The organism is Qipengyuania mesophila (assembly GCF_019711655.1).
Lineage (GTDB): Bacteria > Pseudomonadota > Alphaproteobacteria > Sphingomonadales > Sphingomonadaceae > Qipengyuania > Qipengyuania mesophila.
In genome coordinates, this window is record NZ_JAIGNU010000002.1 from 599506 (window position 1) to 614105 (window position 14600).

The window sequence follows — 14600 nt, forward strand, 5'->3', positions numbered from 1 at the left end:
GGGGGGGGGGGCTGCAATGCCAGTCCCCATCCTTTGCGGTTGATTTCGGACCTCTCGTGCGTATGGGCCGTTGCCAACAAAAGAGAGGATTTTTTCGATGCGCCAGGTTGACCATTTCATCGTCGGCGGAGCGGGCGGCTCCGCCACCAGTTCTTCGGGCCGCACCCACAAGATCTGGAACCCCTCGACCGGCGAAGTGCAGGCCGAAGTCGCGCTGGGCGATGCCGCGCTGCTCGAACGCGCGGTCGCCAATGCGAAGAAGGTCCAGCCCGAATGGGCGGCGACCAACCCGCAGCGCCGCGCGCGCATCATGTTCGCGTTCAAGGAACTGGTCGAAAAACACAAGCAGGAGCTCGCTGAACTGCTGTCGAGCGAGCACGGCAAGGTGGTCGACGATGCACATGGCGACGTCCAGCGCGGGCTCGAGGTGATAGAATTCGCCTGCGGCATCCCACAGGCACTGAAGGGCGAGTACACGCAGGGCGCAGGCCCGGGCATCGATGTCTATTCGATGCGCCAGCCGCTCGGCATCGGTGCGGGCATCACCCCGTTCAACTTCCCGGCGATGATCCCGATGTGGATGTTCGGCATGGCGATCGCGGCGGGCAACGCCTTCATCCTCAAACCCTCCGAGCGCGACCCCAGCGTGCCGGTGCGCCTCGCCGAATTGTTCCTCGAAGCGGGCGCGCCCGAGGGCCTGCTGCAGGTCGTCCACGGCGACAAGGAAATGGTCGACGCGATCCTCGACCATCCCGACATTCCCGCGATCAGCTTCGTCGGCTCCTCGGACATCGCGCAGTATATCTACGCGCGCGGCAGCGCGAATGCGAAGCGCGTGCAGGCCTTCGGCGGTGCGAAGAACCACGGCATCGTCATGCCCGACGCCGATCTCGACCAGGTGGTGAACGATCTCGCCGGGGCGGCCTTCGGCTCGGCGGGTGAGCGCTGCATGGCGCTTCCGGTGGTCGTGCCGGTGGGCGAGGACACGGCCGACAGGCTGCGCGAAAAGCTGATCCCCGCGATCGAGGGCCTGCGCGTCGGGATCTCGACCGACAAGGACGCGCATTACGGCCCCGTCGTCACCCCCGAGCACAAGGCGCGCGTCGAAGGCTGGATCGACACCGCCGAGAAGGAAGGCGCCGAAGTCGTCATCGATGGACGCGGCTTCACGCTGCAGGGTTACGAGAAGGGCTTCTTCGTCGGCCCGACGCTGCTCGACCGCGTGACGACCGACATGGAAAGCTACAAGGAAGAAATCTTCGGGCCGGTCCTCCAGATCGTCCGCGCGAAGGATTTCGAGGAGGCGGTTCGCCTGCCGAGCGAGCACCAATATGGCAACGGCGTCGCCATCTTCACCCGCAACGGCCACGCCGCGCGCGAATTCGCGTCCCGGGTCAATGTCGGCATGGTCGGCATCAACGTGCCGATCCCGGTCCCGGTGAGCTATCACAGCTTCGGCGGGTGGAAGCGTTCGGGCTTCGGCGACATCGACCAGTACGGCATGGAAGGCCTGCGTTTCTGGACCAAGTCCAAGAAGGTCACCCAGCGCTGGCCCGACGGCGGCGGCGACGGATCCAACGCCTTCGTCATCCCGACGATGGGATAAGAGAGGCTGCGAGCGCGTTGGGGAGGGATGATGACACGCAGATTTCTCTCCCCCGCCCTGCCCTTCGCCCTGCTGCTTGCCGCCTGCTCGGGAGGTAGCGACGATGGCGACCAGGCGGATGCATCCGATGCCATGCCGGTCGAAGCCGACGGAGGGATCGGCGATGGCGCCGTTCCACCGCAGCCGGTCCGGAGCGACACCATTCCGGCCGCCTTCGTCGGCGTCTGGGACCATGCGAAGGGAGCCTGCGATCCCAACTCCGAAGCGCGGATGGAAATAGGCCCCAAGACGGTCGGCTTCTACGAATCGCACGGTGAGGTCACGGGCGTCGAGGTAGACAGCCCGGAGCAGATCGTCGTCAGCCTGGCCATGGAGGGCGAGGGCGAGACGTGGCAGAACGCAACGATGTACACGCTGGGAGCCGATGGCAAACAGCTGACGACATCCTCGGTGAACGGGGAACAATACGAGCCGCTGACACTCAGGAAATGCGAATGAGGAGCCGGATCATGCGAACCGCAATTTTCGCCGTCCTAGCCCTGCCGCTCGCGGCCTGTGCGGGAAATGTCGGACCTGCCGATCCGGACACGGGCGCGCCTCCGCCATCCTTGGACGGAAGCTGCGATGCCGAGGCGGCCCAATACCATGTCGGCCATGACGCGACGGCGGAGATGGGCGCGGCGATCCTCAAGGACAGCGGTGCCGCCACGCTGCGCTGGGGGCCGCCCAACTCTGCCTGGACGATGGATTACCGTACCGATCGCGTGAACGTGCGTTACGACGAGGCGCAGGTCATCACCGAAATCACCTGCGGATGAGCCGCGAGCACGCCTTCACCGGTTCGCCCTACGAGGCGCAGTTCGGCTTCGCCCGCGCGGTACGGGAGGGCAACCGCATCGTCGTCGCCGGGACTGGCCCGGTCGAGGACGACGGCTCCTCCACTCCCGGCGGTGCCGCCGCGCAGGCCGAGCGCTGCTTCGTCCTGATCCTTCGCGCTATCGAGCAGCTCGGCGGGACCGCGCAAGACGTGGTGCGCACGCGCATGCTGCTGACCGACCCGGCGGACCAGGACGCAGTGGGCGCAGTCCACGCCAGCTTCTTCGGCGAGGCCTGCCCTGCCGCAACCATGGCCGGCGTCGCCTGGCTGTGCCGCGAGGAATGGAAGGTCGAGATCGAGGCCGAGGCGATTGTCCCCGAATGACCGCCTCACCCCTTCCCTAGCGTCACCGGCAAGGCTAGAGCGCGCGCCATGACTACGAATGCAGGACAATTCCAGCTCACCGAAGAGCAGCTCGCGATCCAGGAAATGGCGCAGCGCTTCACCGCCGACAACATCACCCCGCACGCCGCCGAGTGGGACGAGAAAAGCCACTTCCCGCGCGACGTCATCAAGCAGAGCGCCGAGCTCGGCTTCGGGGCAATCTACGTCTCCGAAGAGAGCGGCGGGATCGGCCTCGGCCGGCTCGAGGCGGCGCTGATCATGGAGGCCATGGCCTATGGCTGCCCCGCGACCAGCGCCTATGTCTCGATCCACAACATGGCCGCATGGATGATCGACCGCTTCGGCGGGCAGGAGGTCAAGGACAAGTACCTGCCCGACCTCGTGACGATGGAAAAGATCGCCAGCTACGCGCTGACCGAGCCGGGCAGCGGTTCGGATGCGGCGGGCCTCAAGACCAGCGCCAGGCTCGACGGCGACCACTACGTTCTCAACGGCACCAAGCAGTTCATCTCTGGCGGTGGCTTCAACGACGTATACGTCACCATGGTCCGCACCTCGGACCACAAGACCAAGGGCATCACCTGCCTGGTGATCGACAAGGACACGCCGGGCGTGTCCTTCGGCAAGCCCGAGAAGAAGCTCGGCTGGAACGCCAGCCCCACCGCACAGGTGATCTTCGAGGACGCGCGCGTCCCCGTGGCCAATCGCGTCGGCGACGAGGGCGAAGGCTTCCGCTTCGCCATGATGGGCCTCGACGGCGGCCGCCTCAACATCGGCGCCTGCTCATTGGGCGGGGCGCAGCGCTGCCTCGACGAGGCGGTCAAGTACACCAAGGAGCGCCAGCAGTTCGGCACGCCGATCGCCGACTTCCAGAACACGCAGTTCATGCTCGCCGACATGGCCACCGACCTCGAGGCGGCGCGTGCGCTGCTTTATCTCGCCGCGGCCAAGGTCACCGACAACGCGCCCGACAAGAGCAAGTTCTCCGCCATGGCCAAGCGCCTTGCCACCGACAACGGCAGCAAGGTGGTCAACGACGCGCTCCAGCTGTTCGGCGGCTACGGCTATCTCAGGGAGTATCCGATCGAGCGCTTCTGGCGCGACCTGCGCGTGCATTCGATCCTCGAAGGCACCAACCAGGTCATGCGCATGATCGTCGGCCGGGAGATGCTCCGCCAGTGACCGGCCTCGCGATGACAGCCCTGGTGGTGCCCGATTACGACGAGGCGATCGCCTTCTTCCGCGACGCCCTGGGCTTCGCTCTGGAGGAAGACAGCGATCTCGGAGGGGGCAAGCGCTGGGTGGTCGTGGCAGGTTCGCACGGCGCCAAGCTGCTGCTGGCCCGCGCGGCGGACGAGCGACAGCGCGCCGCCATCGGCAACCAGACCGGCGGGCGCGTCGGCTGGTTCCTCGACACCACCGACTTCGCCGGCGACCATGCGCGAATGGCCGCATGGGGCGTCGAATTCACCGACGGACCGCGCGAGGAGCCCTATGGCACGGTCGCGGTCTTCAACGATCCCTGGGGCAACCGCTGGGATCTGATCGAACGCAAGGAAGCTGCATGACCGACCAGGTCCATATCCACACCCACGGCGGCGCCGGCCATATTTCGCTCGACCGCCCCAAGGCGCTGCATGCGCTGACGCTCGACATGTGCCACGCGATGAGCGCGGCGCTGACCGATTGGGCGGGCGACGATGCGATCAAGGCCGTCGTCCTCGACCACGCCGAGGGCCGCGGTTTCTGCGCCGGCGGCGATATCAACCTGCTGCGTCACTCGGCGCTGAACGATAGCGGCGCGTCAGGCCGCGCCTTCTTCCACGACGAATACCAGCTCAACCACCAGATGATGACCTACGCCAAGCCCATCGTGGCTTTCATGGACGGCATCACCATGGGCGGTGGCGTGGGCATCGCGCTGCCCTGCAAATACCGCGTCGCGACCGAGCACACGCGCTTCGCCATGCCCGAAACGGGCATCGGCCTGTTTCCCGACGTCGGCGGCGGCTGGCACCTTGCCCGACTTGGCGGCCGGCTCGGCCAGTTCCTCGCGTTGACCGGCGCTCGGCTCGACGGCGCGGAATGCCTGTGGGCGGGTATCGCGACGCATTACCTGCCGAGCGAAAAACTCGCCGAAGCCAAGGCGCGAATCATCGAGCATCCCGAACGCATCGCCGGGATCCTGTCCGAGCTTTCGGTCACCCCGCCGCCTGCGCGGATCGAGGCCAATGCCGAGCGGATCAAGAAGCATTTCGCCTCCGATCGCTACGAGGACATCCTCGCCAGCCTTGAGGCAGATGACAGCGAATGGGCGGCCAAGGAACTCGCCACATTGCACAGCAAGAGCCCGCAGACCTGCAAGATCGCGCTGCGCCAGCTGGCGGAGAGCGCCGAGCTCGACGACTTCGCCGACAATATGGCGATGGAATACCGCATCGCGAGCCGCGTGCTGACCCGCCCCGATTTCGCCGAGGGCGTGCGCGCGGTGATCGTCGACAAGACCAACGACCCCCAATGGGATCCGGCGACGCCCGAGGGCGTGAGCGAGGAGCTGCTCGACAGCATCTTCGCCCCGCTTCCCGCAGACGAGGAATGGAAACCCTTATGAGCTTCGAAACCATCACCGTCGAACAGCGCGACGCGGTCACGCTGATCACCCTGAACCGCCCGCAGGCATTGAATGCGCTCAACAGCAAGGTGCTGGAAGAGCTGATCGAGGCCTTCGCCGCCTACCAGGCCGACGCCAGCCAGCTTTGCGCGGTCCTGACCGGTTCGGGCGACAAGGCCTTCGCCGCGGGCGCCGACATCAAGGAAATGAGCGAGAAGGCGGCGGCCGACTTCTACCTCGAGGATTTCTTTGCGCCCTGGACCAGCGAGATCGTCAAGAAAACCCGCAAGCCGTGGATCGCCGCGGTCAACGGCTTCGCGCTTGGCGGCGGCTGCGAACTCGCGATGATGGCGGACTTCATCATCGCCAGCGAGAACGCCAAATTCGGCCAGCCCGAAATCAAGCTCGGCGTCGCCCCCGGAATGGGCGGCAGCCAGCGCCTGACCAAGGCCGTCGGCAAGTCGAAGGCGATGGAAATGTGCCTCACCGGTCGCATGATGGGCGCCGAGGAAGCCGAGCGCAGCAATCTCGTCGCGCGCGTCGTGCCGCATGACAGCCTGCTCGACGAAGCGATGAAGACCGCCGCCCAGATCGCCTCGATGCCCCCGATGGCCGCGATCGCGAACAAGGAAATGGTCAACGCCGCCTTCGAGACCAGCCTCGACCAGGGGCTGGTGATCGAGCGCCGGATTTTCCAGATCCTCACCGCGAGCGAGGACAAGAAGGAGGGCATGGCCGCCTTCGTCGAAAAGCGCGAGGGCAAGTGGACTGGGAGGTAATCCTCAAAGGTCTGGGTCTTGTACTATTCGGCCTGCTGTTCGTCCTCGTCGGACTGGATGGCTGGCGACATCGCCGCCAGGAGCGCATCAGCTTGATCGAGGCAGCGATCCTCAGGGCAGGTGACGACGAAGAGCCCCTGCCTCTCGATCGATGGGACCGGACAATGGCATATGTCCAGCCGGTCCTCATGCTAATTTTCGGACCGCTCATGATCCTAGGTGGCGTGGCGATCCTTTCACTTCTGGGAGAGTGACATGAAAATCGCCTTCATCGGCCTCGGCAATATGGGCGGCGGGATGGCCGCGAACCTCGTCAAGGCGGGGCATTCGGTCAACGCCTTCGACCTCTCCGAAGAGGCGCTGGCGGCTGCCAAGGGAAACGGTTGCGAGACCTTCACCGATGCGGCCGAGGCCTGCGCTGGCGTCGACGCGGTCGTCACCATGCTGCCCAACGGGGCAATCGTGAAATCGGTCTACGAAGGCAGCGTGATCGGCAAGGCACCCGCGGGCGCCGTTCTGCTCGACTGTTCGACCATCGACGTCGCCACCGCCAAGGACGTGATCGCGAAGGCCGAGGGCGCCGGGTACGACATGGTCGACGCCCCCGTCTCTGGCGGCATCGCGGCGGCCAATGGCGGCACGCTGACCTTCATGGTCGGCGGCACCGACAAGGCCTTCGCGCGCGCCGAGGAGGTGCTGAAGGCGATGGGCAAGGCGGTGATCCACGCGGGCGATGCCGGCGCGGGCCAGACCGCCAAGATCTGCAACAACATGCTGCTCGCCATCACCATGATCGGCACCGCCGAGGCCATGACCATGGCCAAGAAGCTCGGGCTCGATCCGCAGAAATTCTACGAAATCTCGAGCCAGTCCTCGGGCTACAACTGGTCGCTCAACGCCTATACGCCGCTCCCCGGCGTCGGCGTCGAGAGTCCGGCCGACAAGAATTACCAGGGCGGTTTCGCCACCGCGCTGATGCTCAAGGACCTGCGGCTCGCGATGGAAGCGGCGGGCAGCGTCCACGCGACCACCGTGCTCGGATCGACCGCGGCGGAGCTCTACGAGAAATTCGCCGAGGACAATGGCGGGCTCGACTTCAGCGCGATCATCAAGACGCTCTGATCTCGTCCAGCACCCGCGCGAGCCATTCGCGCGGGGCCTTCCGCCGGCCGATGTCGGCGACGAATTCCTGACCGCGCGCGACGCTCTTCAGCCTGCCGCCGCGCAGCCAGCGCTCGGGCCGGTCGTGATAGCTGAGCCCGCCTCGATCGAGCCATGCGGGCCGGTTCCAGAGCGAGGGCGGCCCGCCGGCTATGGTCAGTCGCAAGGCATCGCTGGCGCTGTTCGCCTGCACCCCGCGCCCGGCATAGACAACGTCGTTGGCGGCATGGAGCGCGAGCGCATGCGGATGGCCGCGCTCGACCAGGTGCCCGGGCACCGCGCGGGTCAGGTCGATCACCTCCTCGACCTCGAGATAGCCGTAGATGCGGTGGTGCGGATCACTCCCGTCCTCGCGGAACAGGCCGAAGAAGAGAAACACGTCCCCCACCCCGACCCCGCGATTGGCGAGATGCGTCTGCGCCGCGCCGCACTGGCCGAACAGGCAGGTCCCGTCGGCGAGGAACATGGGGTCGTGATGGCACAGGTCCCCTGCGCCGAGCCGCCCCCGGCTCGCCTTGTGCGCATGTTCGCCCAGACCGAGATCGCCATAGGTCGTGCGCGATGCCGCGCCGGCCGGGATCGGCAGGCTGACCGGACGCCCCGCGACGATCGGCGAGGGCCCGCCTCCCGAAGAGCTGTCGAACCCCTTGCGAGAAAAGATAATCCGCATGGCCGCATGCCGTGCCCGAGCGGCAGGAGAGTGACAACCGCCGCATTCGTCCCTATTTGCGCGGCCATGACTACCGAAAACGATGGCAAGGTGACCGCGCTCATCATGGCGGGCAAGCGCTCGGGTGCACTCGATCCGCTCGCAGAGCGCGCAGGCGTGGCGCAGAAATGCGTGGTTCCGGTCGGTGGAATGCCGATGATCGAGCGGGTGGTGATGAATGTCGCCGCGAGCCCGCGCATCGGCGAAATCCGCGTGGTCGCACACGAGGCGGACGAAATCGCGGCGATTCCCTCGATCGCGAAACTGGTCGCCGAGGGTCGGCTGGTGTTCAAGCCGGGCGCCTTCAACCTCGTCGACAGCGTCTTCGCCGGGGCCGAGGGCGCCAGCTATCCGATCCTCATTACCACCGCCGACAACTGCCTGTGGCTGCCCGAGGATTTCACCGAATTCGCCGACAAGGCGATCGCCAGCCGTGCCGGAGCTGCCGCGGCATTGGCGCGCAAGGAAGACGTGAAGGCCGCCGACCCGCAGGGCCAGGCCAAGTTCTACGAATTTTCCGACGGCGGCTATTCGAACTGCAACGCCTACTGGATCGGCGATCCCAAGGCGTTGTCGGCGGCCGAGATCATGCGCGGTGGCGGGCAGTTCGTGAAATTCCCCAGCCGCATCGCCAAGGCCTTCGGCGTGGTCAACCTGATCCGCTTCTTCCTGGGCTGGGGGACCAAGGAGAAGCTCTTCGCCCAGGTCTCTCGGCGCTTCGGCTTCACCATGGTGCCGCTCGAGATGGACCACGGCTATTGCGCCATCGATGTCGACAACGAACGCACCTTCCAGGTGACAGAAAAGCTGCTGACGAAGCGGCTCGCCACGGCCTGACGCCGGTCGCCGAGCGATGGGACGCCTGATCCGCAACATCGGCTGGCTGCTGACCGGGCGCGGCGTGAATGCCGTGCTCAGCCTGGTCTACCTCGCCTTGGCGACGCGGACACTCGGCCTCGACGGCTTCGGCTATTTCGCGCTGATCGTCGCCATGGGGCAGACGGTGGTCGGCATCGCCAATTTCCAGACCTGGCAATTCGTCGTCCGCTGGGGCGCGGGCGCCGAAGGCCCGGGCGAGGCGACCGGCTTCGCCATCGCCCTCGACCTGATGTCGATCGCGCTGGGCGCCGTGCTGGCGGCGGGACTGTGCTGGTCGGCGCAATTCTGGCTGCCATTGCCCGCCGAGCTGCTGTGGGTGGCTTTCGGCTATTGCCTGGTGTCGCTGCTCGCGATCCGCACCACCCCGACCGGACTGCTGCGCCTGCGCTTCGAATACGGCAAGGCAACTGCCGCCGAGGCCGTCCAGCCCGTCGTCCGCGCGCTGGGCGCGGTTCTCGCCGCAATCCTGTTGCCCACCGTGTTCGGCTTCATCCTCGCCTGGGCCGCAGCCGAGATCGCGGTGGCGGCCACGCTGTGGATCGTCGCCGGCAGGGCCGACCGGATCGACCTGTCGCAGATCAGCTTCTGGCGCATTCCGCGCGACCACCCCGGCGCCTGGAAGTTCGTCTGGTCGACCAATCTGACGGGCAGCCTCAACGTCGGTTCGAAGCAGGTCCTGATTCTGCTCGTCGGCGCCATCGGGGGCGAGGCCTTCGCGGGCGGTTTCCGCGTCGCCAGCCAGCTTGGCCAGGCACTGGTCAGCCTCGCGCAGACCGTGTCCAAGGCAATCTATCCCGAACTCGTCCACGCGCAAGATGCCGCGCACGACATGGCGCGGAGGATGGCCAATATCGCTTTGATCGGCGGGGGGATCGCGGTGCTGGTCGCACTGTTCTTCGGTCGCCCGGGGCTTGTCCTCATTGCCGGGCCTGAGTTCAGCGTGGTCTACTGGACGATGGTCATTTTGGCGATCGCCGGCGCAATAGAACTGGTCGGCGCCAGCCTCGAATCGCTGCTCGTCAGCGCCGGCCGCGCCGGAACGGCCTTCGCCATGCGCGCCGTGCCGACGGTGCTCGGCCTCGCACTGCTGCAGGTTGCGATGGACTGGAACGGGCTCAAGGGTGCCGCCTTCACCGTGCTCGGCGCGAGCGCGCTGTCGGTCATCGGCTTCTGGGTCGCGGTGATCTCGCTCAGCCAGATCGCAATTACCGTCACCGCCAGGCCCGGCGAGGACGAAACGGCCTAGCGTACCCCGAGAACCTCGGCCTCGGCACGCAGGCGCTCGGCAGAGGCGGGATTGGCCGCGATCGCATCGGCCAAGGCCTTGCGCGCCCGGTCGGGCTGGCCGAGCGTCATGCGCGAGCGCATCAACATCACCCAGCCGTCGAGATTGGACGGATCGGCGGCCAGCTTGCTCTCGAGCCGGGCGACCATGCCCTCGGCCATCTGGCGCTGCTCGCCCGGCGGAATGGACGAGGCCGCGGCGATCTGCGTGGCATCGGGGCCAGGGATTGCATCGGTCGCGACCATGCCCTGCGCGCCGTCGGGCGCCGCCTGGCGCGCTGCCTGCGCGCTGCGCAGCCGCGCCGCGACGTCGATCTTGTTGATCGCGGCAACCTGTTCGATCGTCCGCGCGAGATCGGCTTCCCACGGCGCCCCCTGCGGCGTCTCCTCGAGCAGCGCCAGCCAGTCGTCGATCGCGCCCTTGTGATCGCCCTCGAGATCACGCTTCACGGCGAGGAAATAGCGCGCCCGCGGATCGGCCGGGTCGAGCTCGATCGCCCGCCGGAAGGCGTCCTGCGCCGCCTCCGGCAGCGGTTCGCGCTGGCTGTCCATCACGAGCGCTTCGCCAAGCGCCGACCATAGGACAGCCCGCTCCGGTTCGAGTTCGGTAGCGCGGCGATAGGCCTCGGCCGCAGCCCCGAAATCGCCTTCGTCGAAATGCGCGAAGCCGAGCTCCTGCCAGGCCGCCGCATCGCGCGGATCGTCGGCCACCCGCGCTTCGAGCGCCGCGATCGCTGTCGTCGCTTCGGGTTCCGCGCCCCCTTCGCCTTGGTCGAGCGAGCGATAGCCGAGCGCGACCACCACGCTCGCCATCGCCAGGCCCAGCAGCAGCACGCCGCCCCGCACGCGATTGCCTGTCGTATTCTCGGCCATCCCATCCCCCTCGCCATGTTGGCTATCGCCTCGGCGCCATACAGGCAATTGCCACCGCCCGCGTTTGCCTTATGATACCCACACATAACCAGAACAATGGGTTCGCAAGCCTCCGGGGGGGATTGCGGTTTGGGCGATAAGGTTCGTGTTGCGATTGTTGGGTCCGGCCCGGCTGGCCTGAGCGCGGCCGCTCATGCGGCGGCGCGGGGGATGAGTCATGTGCTGCTCGAAAAGACCGATCATCTCTCCGACACCATCTACAAGTACCAGAAGGGCAAGCATGTCATGGCGACGCCCAGCAGTCTGGTGCTGCGCAGCGACCTCGGCTTCGAGGCTGGAAAGCGCGAGGCGATCCTGGATACGTGGGACCGGCAGATCGCCGATGGCAAGGTAACGGTCCGCCTGAATGCCGAAGTGACCGGCATCGCGGGACAGAGCGGCGCTTTCGCCCTGACGCTCAAGGACGGATCGACCATCGACGCGGAGGCGGTGGTGCTGGCCATCGGCACGCAGGGCAATCCCAATTTGCTGAAGCTGCCCGGCGCGGAGCTGCCGCACGTCCAGTACCAGCTCGACGATCCGACCGCCTATGTCGACGAGCACATCACCGTGATCGGCTCGGGTGACGCGGGCATCGAGAACGCCCTGGGCCTCGCCGCCGACGCAGCGCAGGGCAATATCGTCACCATCCTCAACCGCGGGACCGAATTCGCCCGCGCCAAGGGCGCAAACGTCAAGCTGCTCGAGGAAGCAGAGGCCGACGGGCGCATCTTCGTGCGACGCGAGACCAGCCCTCTCGAAGTGCGCGAGCGCGAGATCGTCCTCGAAACGCGCGACGGACAGCAGGCGATTCGCTGCGATCGGATCATCGCGCGGACCGGTTCGCAGCCGCCGCGGGCCTTCATCGAAGGCTGCGGCGTCGAATTCACCAGCGCCGATCGCGCGGCCTTTCCAAAGCTGTCCCCCAGCTTCGAAACTACCCAGGCTGGCATCCACGTGATCGGCGCCCTCGCAGGCTATCCGCTGATCAAGCATTGCATGAACCAGGGCTACGACGTCATCGAGTTCCTCGATGGCAACACCGGGTTGAAGCCCGCCGACGAGCCCATCCTAGCGGAGAAATTCGCCGGCCTGCCGGGCCGTCACACGGTCGACGAATGGCTCGAGATCTTCCGGACGCGAGTCATCATCCTGCAGGAGCTGAGCCCGCTGCAGATGCGCGAACTGATGCTCGACAGCACGGTCCACGCCTACGCGCGCGGGGAGGTGATCTTCACCCGCAACGAGCCCGGCTCGTCGATGTTCGCCATCGCCGAAGGATCGGTGCTGGTCGAAGTGGACCCAGACGATCCATCGGTCACCGTGCCGATCGAGACCGGCTCGATCTTCGGCGAGGTCGGGCTGATTTCGGGGCGCAAGCGCGGCTCCACCATCCGCGCCGCCGAGCCCACGGTGGTGGTCGAATTCTCGCGCCTCGCCGCGCTCAAGCTGCTCGCCACCGCGCCTTCGGCCAACCGCGCGGTCAACCGCATCTCGATCGAGCGGCAGGTGCTGCAGATCTTCGGCGCCGGCCTCACGCCGGCGGACATTGCCGACCTCGTCGAGGAAGCGGAGGTGGTTTCGGTTCCCGCCGGCGAAGTGGTGATCGAGGAAGGCGCCGAGGACAAGGACATCTACATTGTCCGCGTCGGCTCGATGGTGGTGGAGAAGGACTTGGGCGGCAAGCCGGTGTTCCTCTCCTACCTCCCCGCCGGGTCCTATTTCGGGGAAATGGCGGTGATCGACGGTTCGAAGCGCAGCGCCAGCGTTCGCGCCGCGATCAAGAGCGAGGTGATCCGGTTCCCCGGCGAGGCATTCAACGCTTTGCTCGACGCCAAGCCCGAAATTCGCGAGCGTGCGCTGGCCGACATGGCCTCGCGGCGCGAGATCAACGACTTCATCGAGAGCCGCAAGGCAAGCTTCGGCGGGGCGGTCGACATGTATTCCCAGACCGCGCAGTTCCTCGTCGACAACGGCCTGGGCGAAGCAACCGACGTGCTGCTGATCGACGAGCAATTATGCGTCGGCTGCGACAATTGCGAAAAGGCCTGCGCCGACAGCCATGACGGGCTTAGCCGGCTCGACCGCGAGGCGGGGCGAACCTACGCGCACCTCCACGTGCCGACCTCGTGCCGCCACTGCGAACATCCCCATTGCATGGCCGATTGTCCGCCCAACGCGATCCACCGGGGCCCCGATGGCGAGGTGGTGATCGACGAGACCTGCATCGGTTGCGGCAATTGCCAGCGCAATTGCCCCTATGGAGTCATCCGCATGGACGCCAAGCCGCCAGCCAAGCCGGGCTTGCTGAGCTGGCTGTTGTTCGGCGCCGGCCCCGGCCCCGGCGAGGCGAGCTATGCCTGGCGCAAGCGCAAGGCCGCTGAGGCGGGCGAGAGCGCCAAGCTGGCGATCAAATGCGACATGTGCAGCGGGATCGAGGGCGGTCCGGCCTGTGTCCGCGCCTGCCCCACGGGCGCGGCCATCCGCGTCAGCCCCGAACGCTTCCTCACCGTTGCGCGGCTCGAAGAGGAGGTCGACTGATGGCCTCGCTGTTTTCGCGCCGGGAAGGTTCGGCCCACGCCGAAATCGAGGAGCGGCGTTCCGCCACCCACGAGAGCTTCCTCTCCCACCGAGCCTATTTCTGGGCCCGCGTCTCCGGTTTCCTGAGCCTGTTCGTGGTGCTGACCTATGTCCTCGTCGACGTCGAACCGCGCCACAATGGGGGCAGCTGGTACGGCTATACGCTGGGCACGGTCGGCGCGGGGCTGATCGTATGGCTTTCCTGGCTCGGCGTCCGCAAGCGCCGCCCCACGCCGGGCAGCTGGAGCCTCAAAGGCTGGACCAGTGCGCATGTCTATCTCGGCATGTCGCTGGTGGTCATCGGCACGATGCACACCGGCTTCCAGCTCGGCTGGAACGTCCATACGCTCGCCTGGGTGCTGATGATGCTGGTGATCCTTTCGGGTGCCTATGGCATCACCGTCTATGCCACGCTGCCGCAGGCCTTGTCGGAAAACCGCCGCGAAATGACGCGCGAGCAGATGATCGAAAGTCTCGCCACGATCGACCGGCAGCTCGAGGCCGCCGCGCAGCCGCTGGCGCGCAAGGATGCCGACATGGTCATCGCCACGCTCGAACAGGATGTCTTCGCTGCGGGCATCATCGCACGATTTCGCGGGCCCGGCGGCCGCGATGCCACGCGCAGGGCGCTGGATCACATTTCCACCGACCGGGCCTACGACGACGATGCCGACGACCTCGCGCAGCAGAAGGTTCGCGCGCTGCTCGGCAAGCGCGCCGCGCAGATCGACCAGATCCGCCGCCAGATGCAGATCAAGGCGCTGCTCGAGGTCTGGCTCTACATCCATGTGCCGCTGACCATCGCGCTGCTGGCGGCGCTGACCGCGCATGTCGTCAGCGTGTTCTACTATTGGTGA

15 protein-coding genes are annotated in these 14600 nt (G+C 66.6%); 13 read left to right on the forward strand and 2 right to left on the reverse strand.

Annotated elements, in window-relative coordinates; translation table 11 throughout:
* Window positions 1-97 precede the first annotated feature (97 nt).
* The 9 genes from K3181_RS12550 to mmsB all read left to right on the forward strand — a co-directional run bounded on the left by K3181_RS12550 (window position 98) and on the right by mmsB (window position 7340).
* Complete coding sequence (locus K3181_RS12550) at window positions 98-1606, forward strand: CoA-acylating methylmalonate-semialdehyde dehydrogenase (RefSeq protein WP_221603425.1); 1509 nt, start codon at window positions 98-100, stop codon at window positions 1604-1606.
* A gap of 30 nt (window positions 1607-1636) precedes the next feature.
* Window positions 1637-2104, forward strand: coding sequence for a hypothetical protein (locus K3181_RS12555; protein WP_221603426.1), 468 nt, complete (start codon window positions 1637-1639; stop codon window positions 2102-2104).
* Between the two features lie 11 nt (window positions 2105-2115).
* Window positions 2116-2424: an I78 family peptidase inhibitor gene (locus K3181_RS12560; protein WP_221603427.1), complete on the forward strand. Its 309-nt coding sequence runs from the start codon at window positions 2116-2118 to the stop codon at window positions 2422-2424.
* Window positions 2421-2807, forward strand: a complete 387-nt coding sequence (locus tag K3181_RS12565; protein WP_221603428.1) for a RidA family protein — start codon at window positions 2421-2423, stop codon at window positions 2805-2807. Before K3181_RS12560 ends, K3181_RS12565 begins: the two co-directional genes overlap by 4 nt.
* A 48-nt stretch (window positions 2808-2855) precedes the next feature.
* On the forward strand, window positions 2856-4010 hold the full coding sequence (locus K3181_RS12570; RefSeq protein ID WP_221603429.1) for an acyl-CoA dehydrogenase family protein: 1155 nt from the start codon (window positions 2856-2858) through the stop codon (window positions 4008-4010).
* Window positions 4007-4396 carry a VOC family protein gene (locus tag K3181_RS12575; RefSeq protein ID WP_425594549.1) on the forward strand — a complete coding sequence of 130 codons (390 nt, stop codon included), beginning with the start codon at window positions 4007-4009 and terminating at the stop codon, window positions 4394-4396. The genes K3181_RS12570 and K3181_RS12575 overlap by 4 nt, the downstream gene beginning before the upstream one ends.
* The gene (locus K3181_RS12580) at window positions 4393-5439 is read left to right on the forward strand and encodes an enoyl-CoA hydratase/isomerase family protein (RefSeq protein ID WP_221603430.1); all 1047 of its coding nucleotides are present in this window, start codon (window positions 4393-4395) and stop codon (window positions 5437-5439) included. The genes K3181_RS12575 and K3181_RS12580 overlap by 4 nt, the downstream gene beginning before the upstream one ends.
* Window positions 5436-6218, forward strand: coding sequence for an enoyl-CoA hydratase-related protein (locus tag K3181_RS12585; protein WP_221603431.1), 783 nt, complete (start codon window positions 5436-5438; stop codon window positions 6216-6218). The genes K3181_RS12580 and K3181_RS12585 overlap by 4 nt, the downstream gene beginning before the upstream one ends.
* Before the next feature lie 255 nt (window positions 6219-6473).
* On the forward strand, window positions 6474-7340 hold the full coding sequence (gene mmsB, locus K3181_RS12590; protein ID WP_221603432.1) for a 3-hydroxyisobutyrate dehydrogenase: 867 nt from the start codon (window positions 6474-6476) through the stop codon (window positions 7338-7340).
* Here mmsB and K3181_RS12595 read toward each other — a convergent pair.
* Complete coding sequence (locus K3181_RS12595; RefSeq protein ID WP_221603433.1) at window positions 7327-8049, reverse strand: Nmad3 family putative nucleotide modification protein; 723 nt, start codon at window positions 8047-8049, stop codon at window positions 7327-7329. The genes mmsB and K3181_RS12595 overlap by 14 nt on opposite strands.
* A 66-nt stretch (window positions 8050-8115) precedes the next feature.
* On the opposite strand from K3181_RS12595, the gene K3181_RS12600 reads away from it, so the two are divergent.
* Together K3181_RS12600 and K3181_RS12605 are read left to right on the forward strand one after the other, a co-directional pair.
* Window positions 8116-8925 (forward strand): NTP transferase domain-containing protein, encoded by an 810-nt coding sequence (locus tag K3181_RS12600; RefSeq protein WP_221603434.1) that lies wholly within the window; start codon window positions 8116-8118, stop codon window positions 8923-8925.
* A 16-nt stretch (window positions 8926-8941) separates the two neighbouring features.
* Window positions 8942-10213 carry a lipopolysaccharide biosynthesis protein gene (locus tag K3181_RS12605; RefSeq protein WP_221603435.1) on the forward strand — a complete coding sequence of 424 codons (1272 nt, stop codon included), beginning with the start codon at window positions 8942-8944 and terminating at the stop codon, window positions 10211-10213.
* Here the strand turns inward: K3181_RS12605 and K3181_RS12610 are convergent.
* Window positions 10210-11124 (reverse strand): tetratricopeptide repeat protein, encoded by a 915-nt coding sequence (locus K3181_RS12610; protein ID WP_221603436.1) that lies wholly within the window; start codon window positions 11122-11124, stop codon window positions 10210-10212. The genes K3181_RS12605 and K3181_RS12610 overlap by 4 nt on opposite strands.
* Window positions 11125-11220: 96 nt before the next feature.
* Between K3181_RS12610 and K3181_RS12615 the strand changes: the two genes are divergently transcribed.
* Window positions 11221-13704, forward strand: a complete 2484-nt coding sequence (locus tag K3181_RS12615) for a cyclic nucleotide-binding domain-containing protein (protein WP_221603437.1) — start codon at window positions 11221-11223, stop codon at window positions 13702-13704.
* Window positions 13704-14600, forward strand: coding sequence for a hypothetical protein (locus K3181_RS12620; protein WP_221603438.1), 897 nt, complete (start codon window positions 13704-13706; stop codon window positions 14598-14600). Before K3181_RS12615 ends, K3181_RS12620 begins: the two co-directional genes overlap by 1 nt.